Annotated in this window: 17 protein-coding genes and 2 pseudogenes; 4 read left to right on the top strand and 15 right to left on the bottom strand. The window is 65.3% G+C overall.

What is annotated here, in order from left to right; genetic code table 11:
* Positions 1 to 322, bottom strand: a pseudogene (locus HV753_RS25695) (NADP-dependent malic enzyme); the annotation flags it as partial.
* A 135-nt stretch (positions 323 to 457) separates the two neighbouring features.
* The gene (locus HV753_RS25690) at positions 458 to 1345 is read right to left on the bottom strand and encodes an FAD-binding protein (protein ID WP_175177407.1); all 888 of its coding nucleotides are present in this window, start codon (positions 1343 to 1345) and stop codon (positions 458 to 460) included.
* Positions 1346 to 1388: 43 nt separating this feature from the next.
* Here HV753_RS25690 and HV753_RS25685 point away from each other — a divergent pair, with 43 nt between their 5' ends.
* Positions 1389 to 2549 (top strand): pyridoxal phosphate-dependent aminotransferase, encoded by a 1161-nt coding sequence (locus HV753_RS25685; protein WP_175177406.1) that lies wholly within the window; start codon positions 1389 to 1391, stop codon positions 2547 to 2549.
* 87 nt (positions 2550 to 2636) lie between these two features.
* On the opposite strand, the gene HV753_RS25680 is transcribed toward HV753_RS25685, so the two are convergent.
* On the bottom strand, positions 2637 to 3455 hold the full coding sequence (locus HV753_RS25680) for a lytic transglycosylase domain-containing protein (RefSeq protein ID WP_175177405.1): 819 nt from the start codon (positions 3453 to 3455) through the stop codon (positions 2637 to 2639).
* An 82-nt stretch (positions 3456 to 3537) separates the two neighbouring features.
* On the opposite strand from HV753_RS25680, the gene ubiD reads away from it, so the two are divergent.
* Positions 3538 to 5082 (top strand): 4-hydroxy-3-polyprenylbenzoate decarboxylase, encoded by a 1545-nt coding sequence (ubiD, locus tag HV753_RS25675; protein ID WP_175177404.1) that lies wholly within the window; start codon positions 3538 to 3540, stop codon positions 5080 to 5082.
* 146 nt (positions 5083 to 5228) lie between these two features.
* On the opposite strand, the gene HV753_RS25670 is transcribed toward ubiD, so the two are convergent.
* The 9 genes and pseudogenes from HV753_RS25670 to HV753_RS25630 form a co-directional block, all read right to left on the bottom strand.
* A complete protein-coding gene (locus HV753_RS25670; RefSeq protein WP_175177403.1) occupies positions 5229 to 5591 on the bottom strand; it encodes a hypothetical protein in 363 nt (120 codons plus the stop codon).
* Positions 5592 to 5594: 3 nt separating this feature from the next.
* The gene (locus HV753_RS25665) at positions 5595 to 6014 is read right to left on the bottom strand and encodes a phage holin family protein (RefSeq protein ID WP_175177402.1); all 420 of its coding nucleotides are present in this window, start codon (positions 6012 to 6014) and stop codon (positions 5595 to 5597) included.
* A 69-nt stretch (positions 6015 to 6083) separates the two neighbouring features.
* Entirely contained in the window at positions 6084 to 6401 is a 318-nt protein-coding gene (locus tag HV753_RS25660) for an ElaB/YgaM/YqjD family protein (protein WP_006221213.1), read from the bottom strand.
* A gap of 83 nt (positions 6402 to 6484) precedes the next feature.
* The gene (locus HV753_RS25655; protein WP_425485935.1) at positions 6485 to 7210 is read right to left on the bottom strand and encodes a hypothetical protein; all 726 of its coding nucleotides are present in this window, start codon (positions 7208 to 7210) and stop codon (positions 6485 to 6487) included.
* Between the two features lie 21 nt (positions 7211 to 7231).
* Complete coding sequence (locus tag HV753_RS25650) at positions 7232 to 10024, bottom strand: nitrate reductase (protein ID WP_175177400.1); 2793 nt, start codon at positions 10022 to 10024, stop codon at positions 7232 to 7234.
* Positions 10025 to 10033: 9 nt separating this feature from the next.
* Positions 10034 to 11248: pseudogene (locus HV753_RS25645) on the bottom strand (NAD(P)/FAD-dependent oxidoreductase); the annotation flags it as partial.
* Between the two features lie 20 nt (positions 11249 to 11268).
* Positions 11269 to 12153 (bottom strand): ABC transporter ATP-binding protein, encoded by an 885-nt coding sequence (locus HV753_RS25640; RefSeq protein ID WP_175177398.1) that lies wholly within the window; start codon positions 12151 to 12153, stop codon positions 11269 to 11271.
* Positions 12154 to 12157: 4 nt separating this feature from the next.
* Entirely contained in the window at positions 12158 to 12988 is an 831-nt protein-coding gene (gene ntrB / locus HV753_RS25635) for a nitrate ABC transporter permease (protein WP_175177397.1), read from the bottom strand.
* 26 nt (positions 12989 to 13014) lie between these two features.
* Complete coding sequence (locus HV753_RS25630; protein ID WP_175177396.1) at positions 13015 to 14316, bottom strand: CmpA/NrtA family ABC transporter substrate-binding protein; 1302 nt, start codon at positions 14314 to 14316, stop codon at positions 13015 to 13017.
* A 393-nt stretch (positions 14317 to 14709) separates the two neighbouring features.
* Between HV753_RS25630 and HV753_RS25625 the strand changes: the two genes are divergently transcribed.
* Together HV753_RS25625 and cysG are read left to right on the top strand one after the other, a co-directional pair.
* Positions 14710 to 15291 (top strand): ANTAR domain-containing response regulator, encoded by a 582-nt coding sequence (locus HV753_RS25625; RefSeq protein ID WP_175177395.1) that lies wholly within the window; start codon positions 14710 to 14712, stop codon positions 15289 to 15291.
* Between the two features lie 109 nt (positions 15292 to 15400).
* Positions 15401 to 16816 (top strand): siroheme synthase CysG, encoded by a 1416-nt coding sequence (cysG, locus tag HV753_RS25620; RefSeq protein WP_175177394.1) that lies wholly within the window; start codon positions 15401 to 15403, stop codon positions 16814 to 16816.
* Positions 16817 to 17095: 279 nt separating this feature from the next.
* On the opposite strand, the gene upp is transcribed toward cysG, so the two are convergent.
* From upp to HV753_RS25605, 3 genes are all read right to left on the bottom strand, one after another.
* The gene (upp, locus tag HV753_RS25615) at positions 17096 to 17734 is read right to left on the bottom strand and encodes a uracil phosphoribosyltransferase (RefSeq protein WP_175177393.1); all 639 of its coding nucleotides are present in this window, start codon (positions 17732 to 17734) and stop codon (positions 17096 to 17098) included.
* Positions 17735 to 18089: 355 nt separating this feature from the next.
* Positions 18090 to 19538: a D-alanyl-D-alanine carboxypeptidase/D-alanyl-D-alanine endopeptidase gene (gene dacB / locus HV753_RS25610; RefSeq protein ID WP_175177392.1), complete on the bottom strand. Its 1449-nt coding sequence runs from the start codon at positions 19536 to 19538 to the stop codon at positions 18090 to 18092.
* Between the two features lie 90 nt (positions 19539 to 19628).
* A complete protein-coding gene (locus tag HV753_RS25605) occupies positions 19629 to 20783 on the bottom strand; it encodes an ABC transporter substrate-binding protein (protein ID WP_175177391.1) in 1155 nt (384 codons plus the stop codon).
* Positions 20784 to 20932: the final 149 nt, after the last annotated feature.

Here is a 20932-nt window from a genome sequence, read left to right as displayed (position 1 = left end):
CGAACACGTCCAGGCCGGCGAACTTCTTGAACAGCACCGCCTTGCCTTCCATGACCGGCTTGGAGGCCAGCGCGCCAATGTTGCCCAGGCCCAGCACGGCCGTGCCGTTGGTGATCACCCCCACGAGGTTGCCCCGGGCGGTGTATCGGAACACGTTGGCCGGGTCGGCCACGATCTCCTCACAGGCCGCCGCCACGCCGGGCGAGTACGCCAGCGCCAGATCGCGCTGGTTGGTCAGCTGCTTGGTCGGCGTGACCGAGATTTTGCCGGGGCGCCCATGCTCGTGATATTCAAGGGCGGCTTTGCGAAGGTTGGCATCCATATGGCGGCTACTGGCTAATGAGGTGAGACACGGAGAGGGAGGAATTCTATTCCCATGACGGGCTACGCGATACGTCTACGATGCCTCTACTCCGACGAGACGAGCGGCGAAATCTTACAACAAGCTTAAAGACTGTCAGGTGTCTTGGGGCATGAATAGGGGAAAACGACCATCGGGGTCGAACAGCGTCTTGACCCGTCCGTCCAGCCGGAACGTGGCCAATCCAGGGGTTTCGGGCGCGGCGCCCATCTCGGTCCATGCCGGCGCGTCGGTCAGCATCACGCTTTGCACCCAGGCCAGCGTGCCGCCGTGGCCCAGGAGCAGATGCGCCAGGTTCACGGTGTCCGGGGCGTCGGGCTTCAGGGCGTCCAGCCGATAGCGGCCCAGCCATTGAGGGCCGGCGCGAGTGGCAAAGGCGTCGCCCCCCGAGGCCAACTGGAACAGCGCGGGCACCAGGCTTTGCACCGTGGCCGATCGCAGCGGCTGCACGTCGGCCTCGCCGAACGGCCCGAAGGTTTCCTCGATGCCATCGGCCAGCATCACGTCCACCGACAGGACCCCCGATGCCGCGCAGCGGCCGGCGGGCCAGGGCGCCGGGGCCGCCAACCATTCCGCCAGTGTCATCGAACCAGGGAAACCATCGAACTGCCGTAATCCGGCTTGAGTCAGCGCCGCCAGCGGCACGCCCGCCTGCGCTCGCCAGCGAGGCGCATCACCGGCCAGACGGGCCAGGCCCGCCATCCGTGACGGGTCAATGCGCAGGCGCGGGGCCACGGCCGGCGCGTAAGGCCCCGTCGCGCCTTCAAGAGCCATGACGATGCGGTATTCCGCACACAGCGTGCGCGCATGCGCGATATCGGCATCGCGCAAAGGGGTCAGGATGGCCTGCGCCCCACCGGGACCGTCTTCGCCCAAATCATCGACCTGCCCCTGGCACAGCAGCTTCAAGCGCTGCATGAAGGCCGCCCAAGGGGTCTGGGCTGGCCTGCGGCCCAGCAGGAAAGCGCGCCGAGATGGCTGCATGACTACAATTCCTTTTTCGCTACAAGACGCTGTCGAGAATCCAATGCCCCGCCTAGCCACACGCACCCATGATTTTCTGCCTTTCCGGGTAGTCGAACTCTTCAAGCAGGCGCAAGCGCTGCAAGCGGCGGGCAAGGACATTATCAGCCTGGGCATCGGCGAACCGGACTTTACCGCGCCGCCCCAGGTCGTGGAAGCGCTGGAACGCGCGGCGCGCGCCGGCCTCAGCGGCTACAGCCCGCCAGCCGGCCTGATGCCGCTGCGCGAAGCCATCGCGCAGTTCTACCATGACAAATTCGGCGCCAAGATCAACCCGGCGCGTGTCATCGTGACAGCCGGTGCCTCTGGCGCGTTGACGCTGGCCTGCGCGGCGCTGGTCAACAGCGGCGGCGAAGTCCTGATGCCGGATCCGTCCTACCCCGCCAACAGCAATTTCGTGCTGGCCGCGGGCGGCGTGCCGCGCCTGATTCCCAGTTCGGCGGAAAAGCGCTTTCAGTTGTCGGCGCAGGATGTCGCCCAGCACTGGACCCCCGCCACCCAGGGCGTGTTGGTGGCGTCTCCCAGCAACCCCACCGGCACCTCGATCGCCCCCGGCGAAATGGCCGACCTGCTGGCGCAGGTGCGCGCCCGCGACGGTTTCGCCATCGTCGATGAAATCTACCTGGGTCTGTCCTACGAGGGTGAACGCCGCTCGGCCTTGACGCTGGACGACGACATCATCGTCATCAACAGTTTCTCGAAGTACTTCCACATGACGGGTTGGCGCCTGGGCTGGATGATCGTGCCCGAAGACATGGTCGCCCCGGTGGAGAAAATTGCGTCCAGCCTGGCGATCTGCGCGCCCACCCTGGCCCAACACGCCGCCCTGGCCTGCTTCACGGACCAGGCAATGAAGACCTTTGAGCATCGCCGCGAAGCCTTCAAGCAGCGCCGCGACTATCTTCTGCCCGAATTCGAGCGCCTGGGAATCCAGGTGCCGGTCAAGCCAGACGGCGCGTTCTATATCTATGCGGATATCAGCAGCCTGGGCATGGATAGCGCCACGTTCTCGCAGCGCCTGCTGCTGGAGGCCGGCGTGGCCGCCGTGCCGGGGCTGGACTTTGGACCGGCCCATGGCCACCACACCATGCGCTTTTCCTATGCCACGGGCTTGGACCGCCTGGAAGTCGCGGTGGACCGCATCGGCCGGCTGCTGCAACGCTAAGCCCTCGGCGCCAGTCGCCCACGACAAAACGCGCCCCGTTGGGGCGCGTTTTGTCGTCCAGCCATGCCGTTCCGCCTTGCCTCGAGGTCAGTCCCGAGCCAAAGCGATGCCTGAGGCCAACGCCAGGCGGCGGCGTTCAGCCTGTACCTTGGCGCCATAGCCGTTGTCGTCCGGCCCCGTGGAGCCGACGTAGCAGGCCAGGCCGCCATCGACGGAACCTCGACGGTTGATACAGTCGCGCAAGATCGTGGCCCCGACGCCGATATTGGCGATCGGGTCCAACGCGGTCTTGCCGATAGCGTCGAACTTCTCTTGGTGCACACTGGTCATGACCTGCATCAGACCCTGCGCGCCCACATGACTTTCGGCCAACGGGTTGTAGCGGGATTCAATAGCGATCACGGCCAAGACCAGCAAGGGGTCAAGCTGCTTGTCGCGGCTGACCTTGTACACGGTATTCAACAGCGGGCCGGTGGCGTCATACGCCACCTTGTATTTGCGCGAGATATAGTTGCGCAGAGCTTCCGCCTGCGGCCCGGTCGCCACGGTGGCGGGTTTTTTCGGTACCGGAGGCGCAATACGGGCTGGCCCCAGCATGCCGGTGGCATTGCTGGCGGGAGCGGTTGGAACGGCCATGGCAATTGCCGACGCAGTGTCGGAACCCAATTCGGAACCGGTATCGGATTCGGTGCCGGATTGCATGGATGAAGGCGCTAGAGCGGTCAACAAGGCTTTGTGCACTTGCAACGCCTGGTCGCGCAAACCAGGCAAGGCAAATCCCATGCTTACCGTCACAATCACTGCGATGCCCAGATAGACTGAGCAAATACGCAAGGACTCGGCAAGATATTCGTGCACTCCTTGGGCCATATTCCTGAACAGGCTGGCCACTGACGCATCGGGCATAAAAACCTCCTGCGTGAAAAAGAGGGAGTCAATGTTAACCTCTCTTTCTCCCCAAAATGTAACTAAATTGCTGGGATCTGTAGTGAAATACCGCGACCTTAGAGACTTCCTCGCCCAACTTGAACGGATGGGCGACCTCAAACGCATCACCGCGCCGGTGTCGACACGGCTGGAAATGACTGAAATTTCCGACCGTGTTCTGCGCGCCGAAGGCCCGGCCTTGCTGTTTGAAAAAGCACAGCATGACGGCAATCCGGCACAGATGCCGGTGCTGACCAATCTGTTCGGCACCCCGTCGCGCGTGGCTCGCGGCATGGGCGCCGACAACGTCAGCGCGCTGCGCGACATCGGCGAATTGCTGGCGTCCCTGCGCGAACCCGAGGCGCCCAAGGGCCTGCGTGACGCGCTGGCCAAGGTATCCATGCTGAAGGCCGCGTTGTGGGACATGAGCCCCAAGAACGTCAAAAGCCCGGCCTGCCAGGAAGTGGTCTGGGAAGGCAAGGACGTGGACCTGACCCGTCTGCCGATCCAGACCTGCTGGCCTGGCGATGTGGCGCCGCTGCTGACCTGGGGCCTGGTGATCACGCGCGGCCCCAACGCCAAGCGGCAAAACCTGGGCATCTACCGCCAGCAATTGCTGGGGCCGAACAAACTGATCATGCGCTGGCTGTCGCACCGCGGCGGCGCGCTGGATTTCCGCGACCACGCGCTGGCCAATCCCGGCACGCCCTTCCCCATCGCCGTCGCGCTGGGCGCCGACCCGGCCACCACGCTGGGCGCCGTCACCCCGGTGCCGGACAGCCTGTCCGAATACCAGTTCGCCGGGCTGCTGCGCGGTTCGCGCACCGAAGTCGCACAGGCGCTGGGCAGCAATCTATCGGTGCCCGCCTGGGCCGAGATCGTGCTGGAAGGCCATCTGCTGCCGTCGTCCGACCCGCGTGCCGTGAAACCCGTCGTGCCCGAAGGCGTCAACCCGCCGCCCAACAGCGACTATGAAATGGCGCTGGAAGGCCCCTACGGCGACCATACCGGCTACTACAACGAGCAGGACTGGTTCCCCGTGTTCACGGTCGAGCGCATCACCATGCGCCGCAACCCTATCTATCACTCGACCTACACCGGCAAACCGCCCGACGAACCCGCCGTGCTGGGCGTCGCGCTCAACGAAGTGTTCGTGCCACTGCTGCGGCGCCAACTGCCGGAAATCGTGGACTTCTACCTGCCGCCCGAAGGGTGCAGCTACCGGCTGGCCGTGGTGTCGATCCGCAAGCAGTACGCCGGCCACGCCAAGCGGGTCATGTTCGGCCTGTGGAGCATCCTGCGCCAGTTCATGTATACCAAGTTCATCGTGGTGGTCGACGAAGACATCGACCCGCGCGACTGGAAGGAAGTGGTGTGGGCAATGACCACCCGCATGGACCCCGTGCGCGACACGCTGCTGGTCGAGAACACGCCGATCGACTACCTGGACTTCGCGTCCCCCGTGTCCGGACTGGGCGGCAAGATGGGCCTGGACGCCACCAACAAGTGGCCCGGCGAAACCCATCGTGAATGGGGCACTCCCATCACGATGGATGCCGACGTCAAGAAGCGCGTGAACGATCTATGGGGCCAATTGGGCCTGTAGACCGTCTGCCGCCGTCATGAAAAAACCCGCCAGTGTCATTGGCGGGTTTTTTGTTGGGCGGGACAAGATGCGCATCTGCTACGCGCGTCTGCTACGCGCGTCTGCTAACGCGCGTCTGCTAACGCGCGTCTGCTAACGCGCGTCTGCTAACGCCCATCCGGCTCGCTGTCTTCCCTTGAGCTTTGCCAAAGCTTGTACAACTGCCAGCCCACCAAGGCGCCGCCGGCGACCTTGAGCAGTTTGAAGCGCTTGCCGCCCCGCATGAGCAAGGTGGACAAGGACGAACTGACCAGTGGATAGCGGCGGGCCAGCGTGATGGCCTGCAATGCCCAACGCGACGCGCCGCCCGATGCCAACCTGGGCAGCAGACCCCGGATGATCGAGGCCGGCTCCAGCTTGCGGCCGGTGGTCACGATGTTCTGCGCCAGCGATTCGCGTTCGATCGCCGCACGGGCGCGCAACAGTTCAATGCGCACGGCACGATCAACGGTAGGAGACCTTTTCGACATGGTTCAGTCCTCCTCGCGCCGACGCGCCGACGGTGCATCGTCGTCGCTTTGCGCATCGCGCACCCGTTCCAGCAGTTCCGCATCACGGCCCAGCTCTTCCAGGGTGGCCGCGAACGGCGGAGCGCCATACACCAGGGCGTGGCGCACAGCCAGCAGCAGCCCCACCCCGAGCAGACCGTAGAAAGCCGCCAACAGGCCCAGGGCCAGATAGCGGTCTTCGGTCGGCCAGAACAGCACCGCGACCGTCACCGTGAACACCAGCACCGCCAGCGTCAGGAATAGCAACGCGGCAAAGGCCATGCCCAGCAGTTTGAGCAAGCGCGCCTTTTCGTCGGCGGCTTCAAGAGCCAGCAGCTCCAGGCGCGTGCGCGTCAGCCCGACCAGGCTGGACGCAACTCCGAAAACAGATTTTCGTAGACCCATGGCGTCAAGAACGCCGGGCGGGCAACGCGGCGCAATGCCGGCGCCGCCCGCCCGGACGCTCAAGCCTTATCAGCGGCGGCTGATCAGCAAGCCGAGCAGCAGGCCGGTCACGCCTGCGATGCCGATGGCTTGCCAGGGATTGTCGTGCACGTAGTCGTCCGTGGCACGGGCGGCTTTGCGGCCGCGTTCCAGCACGGCGTCTTGAGCCTCATAGAGCGCTTCACGTGTGCGCTTGAGCGACGTCATGGCGCGGTCGCGCAATTCGTTTGCCTTTTCGCCGGTGGTGCCCGCCGCTTCACGCAGCAGGTTTTCCGCGTCATTCAAACTGGTCTTGACACTGTCGATGAGTTTTTCTTTTGCGACTTCTTCGGATTTTCTCGTGGCCATTTTTTGAGCTCCTGTTGTGTGTCTATGACAAAACCATCATACCAGCCGCCATGCCCGCAGCATGGCGTGCTTGCTACCGTGTGCTACTTGATCTGCGTAATCTCAACGGCAGACTTCACGCCGCCTTGATCAATGTCCTGCTTCATCACCAGGTTCACGGCGGGACAATACCAGTCGGTGACCGTGGTGTTCATGCCGGGGATCGGAATGGTCAGGCCCTGAAACGTGGCCATCGTGGGATCCGAATTACGGGTGTAGGTAATCGGGTGGCAGGACTGCTGGCCCAGCGCCGTGCTCACCGGCTTTTTCTGGCCCACGGTCTTTTCGCCGATGCGCACCGTGGTGCTGGGTTGTCCACCCACAGGCGCTTCCTTGCCGATCTTCAAGCGGAAGGACGAGCCAGGCAGCTTCTGCCCGGCGTTCAAGTTGCCGTCGTAGGCGAACAGGCCCAGCATGCGCAGGTCGAACTGGCCTTCGGAAGGCTTGGGCGCTTCACCGGCGCTGGCGTACCGCAGGAAAGTGGCTTGGCCGCCCTTCACCGTCATCAGGTAGTCCAGCTTGGACTTGCCCGGCGGCAAACCCGCGTAGCTGAACGTGGCAACGCCTTGCACGCGCGCACGGCAATTGTCGCCATTGCTTTTTGTAACCTCTGCGAAGCTCAGGTCCGCGCCCAGCGATAGATTGCCGGAGCCGGTCAGTTGCACCGCGCCGCCATCATGCATGAACTGCGCATCGCAAACACCGGCCTGCGCCGAAGCGGCGGCGCCCAGCGCGCCAGCCGCCAAAATCAGGGATGCCATTTTTCGCATCGTCACAAGCCACTCCAGAATTCAGAAAACGCCGTCCGCTACCCGCGACGGCTGGCTTGATACTACACCGGTTGCCGTGCCCGGCGTATGTCCACTCGTGACCGCCACGGCCGGTATCCGGGCGATCAGGGATTGGATCTCGGGCACGCAGGAGCCGCAACCCGTGCCGCAACCCAAGGTGGATTTCAGGGCGGCCAAGTCGCACCCGCTGGCGATGCCGGCCAGGATCGCCGCCTCGTTGACGCCATTGCAGACGCAGACCGTGCGCGAGCGCGCCGGCCCTGATATCCGGCCCAACAACAATGCGGAAATGCTGGCGGGCGCGTCGGCACCCGCCGCCCAGGACAGCAGCGCGTCCTGCGCCCGCCAATCGCCGGCCAGCAGAAACGCACGCAAGACCCCCTGAGCCACCGCCACCCGCCGCAGCTTGCCCCGCGCCAGATCATCGAACACCACATCGGCCCGCGCCAGGCCGAACGCATCGGCCAGCTCCGCCAGCACCGCCGGACTGGGCGTGTCGGCGGCCGCCAGCCGAAGCCGCACGCCGCCCGCGCCAACCGGCAGCAGCACCGCGTAATCAAAGCGGCGCAGCCAGGGGGCCAGGCGCGCGCGCAAGGTCGCGCCATCACCTTGCAGCCACCCCGCCGCCTGCCAGGCCAGACCGGCGGGCTCGGCAGCGATGGCACTGAACTTCAGTTCAGGCTGCCTCGAAATCGGGTCCGTGGCCGGACTGGTCAACGCATTGACGCCCAGGCCCGCCATGAAGGCACTGCCCCAATGCATCGGCAGGAAAGCGTGCCCGGCCTGCACGCCATCATCGGCGCGCACCGGCAGCACCACGCTGCCGCGCCGGGAACGCAACCGCGCAAGCGCACCCGCTTCCAGTTTCAGGCGGCGCATGTCTTCCGGATGCAACGACACCCAGGGTTCTTCGACATGCTGTGTCAGCACGCGAGATAGCGAGGTGCGCGCCATGGTGTGCCAATGGTCACGCAGGCGGCCCGTCGTAAGCTGCAACGGGAAGTCGGGCGTCAGCAGGTCTGCGGGCGGCCGATAGTCCACGTCGATAAAGCGGGCGCGGCCACTGGGCGTGGGAAACACGCCGTCGGCGTACAAACGCGCCGTGCCCTGTCCTGCGCGATACGGCCATTGCTGTGGCCCGTCGCGGCGCAGCGCGTCGTAATCCAGTGCGCTGTAGTCCAGATCGCGCCCGGCCGTCATGCGCGCGTGCTCGGCGAACACCTCGCTTTCATCGCGATAGGCAAAACGCGCCTCCTTGTCCGGCGCGATGCGGCCAGCCAGCCGCTGCGCCACCGCCTGCGCCAGCCGCCAGTCCGGCTGCGCGTCGCCAGGCGGCGCAATCGCAGCCTGCACGCGGCTGATGCGACGCTCGGAATTCGTCACCGTGCCAGACTTCTCTGGCCACGTTGCGGCGGGCAGCACCAGATCAGCGTAGGCCAGCGTCTCGGTGTTGGCGAATGCCTCCTGCACGATGACGCATTCGGCACGTTCCAGCGCAGCGCGCACCCTGGCCTGGTCCGGTAGCGACTGGGCGGGATTGGTCGCCGCGATCCACAGCACCTTGATGCGTCCTTCCAGCACCGCATCGAACATATCCAAAGCGGTGGTTCCAGGCGCGTCGGGCAGGCGCTCCACGCCCCACAACGCCGCCACGTCGGCGCGATCGGCAGCGTAGGCCGGATCCCGATGGCCCGGCAGCAAGGTCGCCATGCCACCGGCCTCGCGGCCGCCCATCGCGTTGGGTTGGCCCGTCAGTGAAAATGGCCCCGCCCCTGGCCGGCCGATCTGGCCGGTCGCCAGATGCAGATGAATCAGCGCCGCGTTCTTGTCAGTGCCGCTGGTCGACTGGTTCAGTCCCATCGTGTAGAGCGACAACGCCGCGTTCGCACCGCCGAACCAACGGGCTGCCTGAATGATGTCCCGCGCGGGCACGCCGCAGAGGCGTTGCGCCGCCTCGGGCGGGAATGCATCCAGGCGTGCCTGCAAGGCGTCGAAGCCTTCCGTGTGGCGCTGGATATAGCCATGGTCGACCAGGCCTTCACGCACCATGACATGCAGCATCGCGTGGAACAGGGCCACGTCGGTGCCCGGCGCGATTGGCAGGTGCAGGTCGGCGAACGCGGTCGTGTCCGTGCGCCGCGGGTCCACGGCGATCACCTTCATGTCCGGACGCCGCGCGCGCGCCGCCTCCAGGCGGCGAAACAGCACCGGATGCGCATACGCCATGTTGGACCCGGCGATCAGCACGGTGTCCGCCAGATCCAGGTCTTCATAGCAGGCGGGTGGCGCATCCGCACCCAGCGTGCGCTTGTAGCCCGACACGGCGCTGGACATGCATAGCCTGGAATTGGTGTCGATATTATTGGTGCCCGCCAGGGCGCGCGCCAGCTTGTTGAAGACGGCATAGTCTTCGGTCAGCAACTGGCCCGACAGATAGAACCCCACGGCATCCGGGCCATGCGACAGGATCGTGCGAGCCAGCGTGTCCGCCGCGATATCCAGCGCCCGATCAAGCGCGATGTCTCGCATCGGCTGATCACGGGCCTCGCGCCATTGGGCCGACAGCACGCGCGCGCCATCACGCCGCACCGTGTCGCCCAGCGCCAGCCCCTTGCTGCACAGCTTGCCGTGATTGGCGGGGTGGCGTTCGTCGCCGCGTACCGCCAACACCGCGCCGTCCCGCACCTGCACGCGCACGCCACACCCCGTGCCGCAATAGCAGCACACCGAGGGCACGTCGCGGCCTGCGCTGACGTCGACGATCGGAATCGGGTTTCCCGACGGCTTATGCATGCTTCACCCGCCCGCCGCGCTTTCGCCGGCCATTAATTCGTCGCGCAGGGCGCCGATGTCCTGCCCGTCACGGATCAGCCGGACATACCACGCGCCGTCCGCCGTGTCGCCATATAGACAGGCCCCCACCAGCTTGTCGCCGCGAATCACCAGCTTCTTGTAGACGCCGCCCTGCGTATCGGCCAACGTGATGGATTCGGTCTGCTCGCCGCCCGCGAAATCTCCGGCTGAAAAAAGATCGATGCCGGTGACCTTCAACTTGGCGGATGTCACGCTGCCTTCGTAGCGGCCGATGCCGTGCAGGGCCAGATGGTTCGCCGCCACCCTGGCTTGCTCAAACAACGGCGCGACCAGGCCGTAAGCCGTGCCACGATGGCTGACGCATTCGCCCACCGCATAAATGCGCGGGTCGTAAGTCTGCAAGGTGTCACTGACCACCACGCCACGGTCCACATGCAACCCGCAACGTTCGGCCAGAGCCGTGTTGGGGCGCACCCCCACGGCCATCACCACCAGGTCCGCCGGAATCTCCTGGCCGTCAGCAAAGCGCAGCGCGCGAACGCGCCCGTCATCACCGGCGATGATCGCCTGGGTCTGATGCCGCAACAGGAATTTCAGGCCGCGTGCCTCCAGGCATTGCCGCAGCAATGCCGACGCTTCGCCGTCCAGCTGGCGGTCCAGCAATGCGTGGCCCAGATGCACCACCGACACGTCCATGCCACGCACCGCCAAACCTGTGGCGGCCTCCAGGCCCAGCAAGCCGCCGCCAATCACGACGGCGTGCCGGTAGCGCGACGACGCTTCGATCATCTGGTGCACATCGCCGATATCGCGAAAAGCGACCACGCCATCCAGATCGCTCCCCGGCACGGGCAGCATGAACGGGTTCGACCCGGTGGCCAGCAGCAGCCGGTCATACGGCGCTTCGGTGCCGTCGTCCGCGTGCACGACGCGGCGCACACGGTCCACGCGCGTCACCTTGCGGTTGCGCAACAGCCGGATGCCGTGACGGGCGTACCAGTCTTCATCGTTCAACACGATGTCTTGCAAGGTCCGTTCGCCCGCCAGCACGGGCGACAGCAGAATTCGGTTGTAGTTGGTGTGAGGCTCGGCGCCAAACACCGTGATGTCGTACAGGTCGGGCGCCAGCGACAGCAATTCCTCCACCGTGCGGATGCCCGCCATGCCGTTGCCCACCACCACCAGTTTCTGCTTCGCACTCATGGCGATCCTGATGCTGTCCGTCAGGCCGCAGCGCGTGTGGCAGCCTCGGCGCGGCTGCCGTCCATAGCCTCCGGCTCTGCGCTCAAGACCGCGTTGGCCTGCGCCGCCGCCTGCGAACGTTCGGGATTGCCGTGACGGCGATGCAGGAAATCCACCACCGACGCGCGGCATGCCAGATAGGTCGCGTCGTTGGTCAGCCGGACGCGGTCGCGCGGACGCGGCAGCGGCACGGGCAGGATCTCGCCGATGGTCGCCGCCGGGCCGTTCGTCAGCATGACTATGCGGTCGGACAGCAGCACCGCTTCGTCGACATCGTGCGTGACCATGATGGTGGTCGTGCGCGTCTTGGCCACGATCTTCAGCAGTTCATCCTGAAGGTGCGCGCGCGTCAGCGCATCCAGCGCGCCAAACGGTTCGTCCATCAGCAGCACACCGGGTTCGATCGCCAACGCCCGGGCAATGCCCACGCGCTGCTTCATGCCACCGGAGATTTCCCGAGGCAGCTTGTTCTGCGCCGACAACAATCCCACCAACTCCAGAGCGGCGCGCGTGCGTTCGGCCAACTGTGGACGCTTTTCCTTGCCGCCGAAGACCCGCTCGACCGCCAGATACACGTTCTGAAAGCAAGTCAGCCACGGCAGCAGCGAGTGGTTCTGAAACACGACGGCGCGATCCGGACCCGGGCCGGAGATCTCGCGTTCGGCGCACAACAGCACGCCGCTGGTCGGGCGCGTCAGCCCGGCGATCAGATTCAACAAGGTGGACTTGCCGCAACCCGAATGGCCGATCAGCGTGATGAACTCGCCCTGCTCCACCGTCAAATCTATATCTCGCAACGCCACGAAGGCGCCCTTGCGGGTGCTGAACGTCTGACCCACGCTTTCAATGCGTACGAATTTCTTCATGGCGCTATTCCTCGGTGTAGGTGAATCGGCGGGCCAGCGCGACCAGCAGGGTTTCCAACAACAAGCCCACGATGCCGATCACAAAGATGGCGATGACGATGTGCTCCACCTTCAGGTTGTTCCACTCGTCCCACAGCCAGAAGCCGATACCCGTGCCGCCCGTCAGCATCTCGGCCGCCACGATCACCAGCCACGCCGTGCCGATCGACAAGCGAACGCCCGTCAACATGTAGGGCAGCACCGCAGGCAACAGCACCTTGGTCGTGACTTTCCATTCCGACAGGTTCAACACCCGCGCCACGTTCAGATAGTCTTGCGGGACGCGCGACACGCCCACCGCGGTGTTAATGATCATCGGCCAGATCGAACAGATGAAAATGGCCCAGATGGCTGCCGGGTTGGCTGCCTTGAACAGCAGCAGCCCCAGCGGCAGCCAGGCCAACGGCGACACCGGACGCAGCAGGCTGACGATCGGCGAAAACATGGCGTTGATCGCGGCGTAGCGGCCGATGGCAAAGCCCGCCGGGATGCCGATCACGGCCGCCAGCCCGAAGCCCACCGCCACCCGTTCCAACGAGGCCAGCAGGTTCCAGCCGATGCCCTTGTCATTGGGCCCGTTGTCATAGAACGGATCCGAGAACAATTCCACGGCCGCATGCCAGGTGACGCCTGGCGTCGGGATCTCCGGAATCCGCATGGCCACCACCTGCCACACCAGGACGAACAAGGCGAAACCCGCCACCGGGCCGGCCACGGCCTTCAGTGCGGCTTCCAGCCGTTCGCGCCCGGCCGCAAGGATTGCATCGACACGGCTCATATTCGTTACGGTAGACATTGCATCCCCCTATGGATTGCAGCCGATCAGGCCTTGACCTTGAATCCGTCGGCGTAGGCGGCCGGGTTGCTGCCGTCCCACACCACGCCGTCGATGAGTTTGGAGCTGCGCGTCTCGCTCGCGGGCAGCGCCACGCCGGCGGCCTGCGCGGCCTGCTTGTAGAGCTCGATCCGGTTGATGCTCTTGGCCACCGCCAGATAGTCGGGGTGCTCTTTCAACAGGCCCCAGCGCTTGTGCTGTGTCAGGAACCACATGCCGTCGCTCAGGTACGGAAAACTGGCCGCGCCATCGGCATAGAAACGCATGGCATGCTCATCCGTCCACGTCTTGCCCAGGCCGTCTTCGTACCGGCCCTGCATGCGGTCCACGATGCCGCTGGCATCAGTGTTCACATAGGATTTGGCGGCGATGGTCTCGGCCGTCTTCTGACGGTTGGCGGGCGACGCATCGATCCATTTGCCAGCTTCAAGAATCGCGGCGGTGACGGCGCGCGCCGTGTTTGGATTGCGCGATACGAAAGCCGCGCTGGTGCCCAGCACCTTTTCGGGATGGTCCTGCCAAATGCCCTGCGTGGTCACGGCGGTGAAGCCGATCTTGTCCATGATGGCGCGCGCCCCCCAGGGCTCGCCCACGCAGAAGCCATCCATATTGCCCACGCGCATGTTCGCCACCATTTGCGGCGGCGGCACCGTGATGACCTTCGCGTCCTGCATCGGATTGATGCCGTAGGACGCCAGCCAGTAATACAGCCACATGGCGTGCGTGCCGGTCGGGAAGGTCTGGGCAAAGGTGTATTCGCGTTTGTCGGATGCCATCAACTTGGCCAGCGATTCGCCATCGCGGGCGCCGGCTTGCAGCAGCTTGCTCGACAGCGTGATCGCCTGGCCGTTCTGGTTCAGGTTCATCAGCACGGCCATGTCCTTCTTCGGGCCGCCGATGCCCAGATGCACGCCATAGAGCAGCCCATACAGCACATGCGCCATGTCCAGTTCGCCGTTCATGAGTTTGTCGCGCACCGCGGCCCACGACGCTTCTTTGGAGACGGTGATCTTCACGCCGTACTTCTTGTCGATGCCCAGTACCGACGCCATCACGACCGAGGCGCAATCGGTCAGCGGAATGAAGCCGATCTTGACCTCGGTCTTCTCGGGCGCATCGGTGCCGGCGGCCCATGCCCCCGCGCGCACCAGCGGGTCGACCAAGGACAACAGGCTGGCGCCCGCCACCGCGCGCGCCGTTCCGCTCAACCACTTGCGGCGGCCCGCATCGGCGGCCTGGTTGGTGCTGACCGCACTGTCAAAGGAGGGGCTACGTGTCACTGGCGTCATGCATGGCTCCTGGCAAAAAAAAACGTTCCGCACGCCATGGACCCCTGCCCATTGGCGCTGCGGAACGTCGTTGTTCCTTGCCGCGTATCGCGGCGCGTTGCATCGGGCGACCATCGTTGGCCTCCCGTTTCCACTTAAGCAATCGCCGTGCCAGGCAGGCGGATTTTCACTGCTTTGCGTCCGAACCCCGCGCCAGCATTGGCTGTTGGCCAGCTGCGCGCGTCACGAACGCACGACGCGAAATCGAGGCATGAACCAAGTTGGTGCGCCGCCCGATGCGGCAGCGCACCATCCCTGTGCGACTTGCGCCCTGCCGCCGTGCCCCCAAGCCGCATTCGGCGTGCCAAGAAGATGGCACGGAACTTGCATGGATGGAATCATCAAGGGGATCTCATGCTGAAAGTCATGCTGTTGAACGATGGCGAAGGACGCGCGGCGTCGCTGCGGCAGACGTTGGCTGCGGCGGGCGTGCGCATCGTCTCGGAAGTCGCGCCCGGCGTGGACCTGGCTGCCGCCATCGCCCAAGCCGCACCCGACGTCGTGTTGATCGACAGCGACGCCCCCGGGCGCGACACGCTGGAGAACGTCTGTGTGGCCAGCGAACACAGCGACCGGCCCGTCGTGATGTTCACTGACAACGGCAACCGGGACACCATCCGCACCGCCTTGCGGGCGGGCGTGGCGGCCTACGTGGTGGGTGACGTGCCGGCGGCCCGAATCGAACCACTGCTGACGGTGGCGATCGAACGCTTCGCCATGGAAAAGTCGCGTCGCGAGGAACTGCGCGATGCGCAGCAGCGCCTGGCTGACCGGCAATGGGTGGAAAAAGCCAAAGGGATATTGATGAAGGCGCGCGCCATCCCGGAAGACGAAGCGCACCGTCTGTTGCGCGAACGCGCCATGCAAAGTCAGAAGCGGCTGGGCGAAGTCGCCCGCGAAGTCGTCGAAATGAGCCAATGGCTGGGCCGTGGCTAGCTAAATAAGTTTTAGGTATATGGATTCAAGAAATCAAAAGTTGTGGGGATGTAACCCGCTCCCTATGATCGTTTGATATTTAGCCGGGTACGCCCGAGGCGGGCATGTGATGAAGCTTTTCCCGATTTTTGCTGACCTGAAAGACCGGCGAGTGCTGGTGGTGGGCGGTGGCGCGGTCGCTGAGCGCAAGGCGCTTGCGTTGCTGGAAGCCGCCGCCGATGTTGTCGTGGGCGCCCCCGAGCTGACGCCCGCACTGAGCACCCTGGCCGCCGAAGGCCGCATCCGTCATCTGGCTGGCCGCTTCGACCCGGCCTGGCTGGACGAGGTCTGGCTGGTGGTTGCCGCCACCGACGACCGCAGCGCCAACGCCGCCGTCTCCGAGGCGGCCGGCGCGCGCCGCATCTTCAGCAACGTGGTGGACGACCCGGAACTGTCGTCCTTCCAGGTGCCGTCCATCGTGGATCGTTCGCCCGTCATTGTGGCCATTTCGTCTTCGGGCGTCGCGCCCGTGCTGGCACGCCGCATCCGTGAGCGCATCGAATCCCTGTTCGACCATACGCTGGGCCAACTGGCCGGGCTGGCCGCCACCTACCGCAAACGCATCCGGGCCAGCCACCCGGACCTGGGTGCGCGCCGCCGCTTCTATGACTGGCTGCTGGATGGCCCCGTGGCGGGCTTCCTGCGTCAACAACAGCCTACGCGAGCCGAAGCCGCGCTGGCCGATGCCCTGGCCGCGCCGCTGACGCCCGCCGACGGCAGCGTGGTGCTGGTGGGCGCTGGGCCGGGCGACCCTGGCCTGTTGACGCTGAAGGCGCTTCGCGCACTGAATGAAGCCGACGTCATCCTGTACGACCGCCTGGTCAGCGACGAGGTCATGTCATTGGCACGCCGTGACGCCGACCGCGTGCCGGTGGGCAAGTTACCCGGTGAGAATCACCATGCCACCCAGGCGCGCATCCATGCCCTGCTGGTGGAGCACGCGCGTGCGGGGCGCCGCGTGGTGCGCTTGAAGGGAGGCGACGCCTTCATCTTTGGGCGGGGCGGGGAAGAACTGGAATATCTGCGTGCGCATGGCGTGCGCTATGAAGTGGTGCCCGGCATCACCGCCGCGCTGGCCTGTGCGGCCTATGCCGGCATTCCGCTGACGCATCGCGAACATGCGCAGTCGGTGCGGTTGATCACCGCGCATTGCCGTGAAGACGAAGACAACCTGGACTGGCCGGCGCTGGCGCGCGAGCGGCAGACACTGGCGTTCTACATGGGAGTGGGTCAGTTGGACCTGCTGACCCAGCGCCTGCTGCGGCATGGCCGGTCGGCGCAAACGCCGTTCGCGCTGATCGAAAACGGCAGCCGGCCTGAACAGCGCGTGCTGTCGGGCACGTTGGAGGAATTACCACGCCTGGCTGCCGAACATGGCATCCAGTCCCCCGCCCTGCTGATCGTGGGCGAAGTCGCCGGACTGGCGCCGCAGTTGCAGTGGTTCGGCCAGCATATTGATGGCCGGAGGCAGCGGCTGGCGGCGTGATGGGTTGCGCGCGTTGGGCGTCGTTGCCATTGCGCTGGGTGGTGGCGCGCTACACCCATCCTACGGGTGACGGCTGTGGCCGGCGGTGTGATGGGTTGCGCGCGTTGGGCGGCATCGCCATTGCGACGGGCGGCCGCGCGCTACACCCATCCTACGGGGGACGGCCGTGGCTGGCGGTGTGATGGGTTGCGGATGTGGCTCGTAGGATGGGTGTAGCGCGCGGATGAAGCCGTCAAGAACCCCAACGGTAAACGCGCGCAACCCATCACCAGAACCGCCTTACTCCGCCTTTTGCGTCGTACCAAAAATCCGGTCGCCCGCGTCACCCAAGCCAGGCATGATGTACCCGTGCTCGTTCAGGCCATCATCGATGGAGGCCGTGTAGATATGCACATCCGGGTGCTTGGCCAGCACCGCGTCGATGCCGACAGGCGCGGCAACCAGCACCAACGCGCGGATTTCCTTGCAACCGGCGCGCTTGAGCAGGTCAATGGCGGCAACCATCGAGCCGCCCGTTGCCAGCATCGGATCAACGATCAGCGCCAAGCGCTGATCCAATTCCCCAACCAGGCGTTCCAGGTAGGTGTGCGCTTCCAGGGTTTCTTCGTTGCGGGCCACGCCCACCACGCTGACCTTGGCGCCCGGAATCAGGCTGAGCACGCCGTCCAGCATGCCGATGCCGGCGCGCAGAATCGGGACCACGGTGACTTTTTTGCCAGCGATCTTCTCGACCTTGACCTCGCCACACCAGCCTTCCACGGTGGCCGGCGCCAGCGGCAAATCCTTGGACGCTTCGTAAGTCAGCAGCGCGCCCACTTCCTGCGACAGTTCTCGGAAGCTCTTGGTGCTGAGGTCGGCGCGACGCATGATCCCGAGCTTATGGCGGATCAGCGGATGGCGGATTTCGTGCACAGGCATGTGCGTAACACTCCAGAATATTGATAGAACAGGGTTTTTCGCCTCAGGCGCAACCCAAACGGCACGATGCCCTTGCGTTGACCGCATTTGCATCGCCTGTTTGCGAGTCACATCTGAGGATCGTAATCGGTTTGGGGGCTATTGGGCGCAGCAAGCGCACGCAGTGCGCGCCGCGAGGGAGCGACATCCTCCTCGCCGGGCCGCTCCAAGGGGAGGAAGCCCCCTCCGGGGGCAGCAAGCGCGCGTAGTGCGCGCCGCGTGGGGGCAACATCCTCCCCGCCGGGCCGCCCCAAGGGGAGGAAGCCCCCTCGGGGGGCAGCAAGCGCACGTCGTGCGCGCCGCGTGGGGGCAACATTCATTGGTCGGCCAGCCAGGCGATCAAGGCGTCATCGAAGGCGCGGACAGCGCCGGCCTGCTCGTGGTTGACGATGCTGACCACCACATAACGCTTGCCGCTGGCGCCCAGCACGTAACCCGCGATCGAGCGCACATCGCGCAGCGAGCCGGTCTTCAAGTGGGCCATGCCGGCGGTACCGTCGCCCTTCAGGCGGCGCCGCACCGTGCCGTCCACCCCGGCGATCGCAAAGGAAGAAATGTATTCCGGCATCACCGGCGAATTCCAGGCTACCGTCAGCATCGATGCCAGGCTGTCGGCCGATACCCGGGCCTCGCGCGACAGGCCGGCGCCGTTATCGATGACCAGCTCGGGCATGTCCAGCCCTTGCTTGGCCAATAGCCCCTTGGCCACGGTTTCGCTGCTGGTCACGGTGGCCGGCCGACGGCCGCGTTCGGCGCCCAGCGTCAGCAACAGCGTGCGCGCCATGACATTGTTGCTGCGTTTGTTGATCTGGCGAATGATCTCGGCCAGAGTGGGCGAATCGTGCGAGGCCAGCACCACGGCGTCCGCGGGCACCATGCCGGATCGGACCTGCCCCTTGAATGTGCCGCCCAGCTCTTTCCAGAGCATGCGGAAGATCTCGGTGGCGTAGTCGGGTTGCGACAGCGCCAGACGGTACAGGCTGAATTCGCCACAAGAACCGGCCACTTTGCCGCCAACGCGGATCGTCACGCCCTGCTGGGTGATCAATGGCTCGGTCGTCACCACCGGCGGGCCTGGGCAGCGTACGTCGCTCCATTCCACATTGCCCTCGATTTTCAGGCCGGGCAGCGGCGGATCGATCAGCGGCACCCATTTATGGGCAGCGGCGTCTGGGGTGAACAGCAGGCGCAGCGCGCCGAAACCCACCATCAAGGCGTCGGGGCTGGCGTTATAGGCACGATCCGGAGCCCCATCGAAGGCGCCGGGGTCAGTAGAGACCTGGCCGAAAATGCTGCGGTCGATCACCAGGTCATTGATCTGCTTGACCCCGCGCAAGCGCAATTCGCGCAGCAAGGCCCACAGATCCTGCATCAAGAATTGGGGATCGCCCCCGGCGCGCAGATAGAGCGGGCCGGCCAGCACGCCCTTGGCGTCGGGCCGGGCGCCCGGTGCCGTCATGAATTCGGTGCGCCAGACATAGTTGGGCCCCAATTCAGACAGCGCGGCCCACGTCGTGACCAGTTTCATCACCGACGCCGGGTTGCGGGACTCCTTGGCGTTCAGGGCCACCATGCGCGGCCCGCCCAATTCCTGCACCACCAGCGACAAGGAGCTATCGGGCAGCTTGGTGGCCTTCCACGCATTCACCACATTGGGCGGCAAGCCCTGGACCTGCCCGCATGCCGCGCCGGCCGACAGGGCCAGCAGTCCGCCGGCCAGCCATTGCTTGAGCCCGCCCACCCGCTTTTTCGCTTGTCCCGTCATGCCGCGTCCACCCAGTTGCTAGTCCTGCAAAACCGAGAGCATACAAAACCTGGGAGGGTTGCGGGCGGCGATGGCCGCCCGCCCCGCGGATTACTGCAACCGCCACTTGCCGGACGCGACCGTCGCCATGACCAGCGCGCGTTCGTCCAGACCGTTGTGGTCGGTGGGGCTCATGTTGACCACGCCGGTCGCCGTGGGCAGGTTTTTGACGTTTTCCAGCGCGTCGCGCAGCGCGGCCCGGAACTCGGGCGTGCCGGGCTTGGCGGTTTTCAGCGCCACGGGAATCGCCTGTTGCAACAACAGGCCCACGTCCCAGGTGTAGGCGGCGAACAACGACACGCTGCCCGCGCCGTTGGCGGCCTCGTACTTCTTGGCAAAGGCCTGCGCCGTCGCTTTGACGGGGTTGTTGTCGGGCAGCAGGTCGGCCACCATCACCGGCCCCACCGGCACCCAGACGCCCTCGCATGCCGCGCCGCATACCCGCAGGAAGTCGTTGTTGGCCACCCCGTGGTTGAAATAGATCTTGCCCTTGAAGCCCCGCTCGCGCAGGGCGCGGGCCGGCATGGCGGCTGGCGTGCCGGACGCGCCAACCACCACGGCGTCGGGCGCCGAGCCGACCAGTTTCAGGGTCTGGGCGACGGCGGACGTATCCGTCGGCGCAAAGCTCTCTTTCCCGACCACCTCGATGCCATGCTTTTTGGCGGCTTTCTCGATTTCCACCCAGAAGGTCTCGCCCAGGGCGTTGTTGAAACCGATGAAAGCCAGCTTCTTCACGCCATTGGCGGCGGCATGGCGCGCAATGCCCTCGGCCATCAACGAATCGGAGTGCGGGGTCTTGAACACCCAGCGCCGCTTGTCGTCCACCGGCTCGATCAACCTGGCCGACGACGCCAGCGTGATCACCGGCGTTGTGCCCGTTGCCACCGTGTCCAGCATGGCCATCGTGTTGGGCGTGGTGGTGGACCCGACGATCAGGTCCACCTTGTTCTCGGAAATCAACTTGTGCGAGTTGCTGACCGCCCGGGTGGTGTCCGACGCATCATCCAGCACCACGTACTCGACCTTCACCCCCCCGATCTCGGTGGGCAGCAGGCTGATGGTGTTGCGCTCGGGAATGCCCAGCGACGCTTGCGGGCCGGTGGTGGACAGGGTGGCGCCGATCTTCACTTGTGCCAGCGCGGGCGCGGCGCCCGTTGCCAACAGAGCCGTCACAGCGGCGGCCATCAGGGTGCGACTAAGGGTCATGCGGTGTCTCCTTGGGTACGCGGATATCGTTTTTGGGTTGCGCCGATCCGCTACGGCGTAGAACGCAGTTATACGGCGGGACGCGGCGTTTCGCCATGGTTCCGCCCCTATTAACTGTCCCCTTTACAATATCGGGTTGCCCTGAGCCC

Source organism: Achromobacter pestifer (genome assembly GCF_902859625.1).
GTDB lineage: Bacteria > Pseudomonadota > Gammaproteobacteria > Burkholderiales > Burkholderiaceae_B > Achromobacter > Achromobacter pestifer.
Note: the sequence above shows the minus strand (reverse complement) of the source record. Positions and strands in the feature narration are given on the sequence as shown.

Coding starts and splice junctions, on each gene's coding strand:
- HV753_RS25690 (WP_175177407.1), bottom strand. CDS start 1,345: ATGCAGCCATCTCGGCGCGCTTTCCTGCTGGGCCGCAGGCCAGCCCAG.
- HV753_RS25685 (WP_175177406.1), top strand. CDS start 1,389: ATGCCCCGCCTAGCCACACGCACCCATGATTTTCTGCCTTTCCGGGTA.
- HV753_RS25680 (WP_175177405.1), bottom strand. CDS start 3,455: ATGCCCGATGCGTCAGTGGCCAGCCTGTTCAGGAATATGGCCCAAGGA.
- HV753_RS25670 (WP_175177403.1), bottom strand. CDS start 5,591: ATGTCGAAAAGGTCTCCTACCGTTGATCGTGCCGTGCGCATTGAACTG.
- HV753_RS25665 (WP_175177402.1), bottom strand. CDS start 6,014: ATGGGTCTACGAAAATCTGTTTTCGGAGTTGCGTCCAGCCTGGTCGGG.
- HV753_RS25660 (WP_006221213.1), bottom strand. CDS start 6,401: ATGGCCACGAGAAAATCCGAAGAAGTCGCAAAAGAAAAACTCATCGAC.
- HV753_RS25655 (WP_425485935.1), bottom strand. CDS start 7,210: ATGCGAAAAATGGCATCCCTGATTTTGGCGGCTGGCGCGCTGGGCGCC.
- HV753_RS25650 (WP_175177400.1), bottom strand. CDS start 10,024: ATGCATAAGCCGTCGGGAAACCCGATTCCGATCGTCGACGTCAGCGCA.
- HV753_RS25640 (WP_175177398.1), bottom strand. CDS start 12,153: ATGAAGAAATTCGTACGCATTGAAAGCGTGGGTCAGACGTTCAGCACC.
- ntrB (WP_175177397.1), bottom strand. CDS start 12,988: ATGTCTACCGTAACGAATATGAGCCGTGTCGATGCAATCCTTGCGGCC.
- HV753_RS25630 (WP_175177396.1), bottom strand. CDS start 14,316: ATGACGCCAGTGACACGTAGCCCCTCCTTTGACAGTGCGGTCAGCACC.
- HV753_RS25625 (WP_175177395.1), top strand. CDS start 14,710: ATGCTGAAAGTCATGCTGTTGAACGATGGCGAAGGACGCGCGGCGTCG.
- cysG (WP_175177394.1), top strand. CDS start 15,401: ATGAAGCTTTTCCCGATTTTTGCTGACCTGAAAGACCGGCGAGTGCTG.
- upp (WP_175177393.1), bottom strand. CDS start 17,734: ATGCCTGTGCACGAAATCCGCCATCCGCTGATCCGCCATAAGCTCGGG.
- dacB (WP_175177392.1), bottom strand. CDS start 19,538: ATGACGGGACAAGCGAAAAAGCGGGTGGGCGGGCTCAAGCAATGGCTG.
- HV753_RS25605 (WP_175177391.1), bottom strand. CDS start 20,783: ATGACCCTTAGTCGCACCCTGATGGCCGCCGCTGTGACGGCTCTGTTG.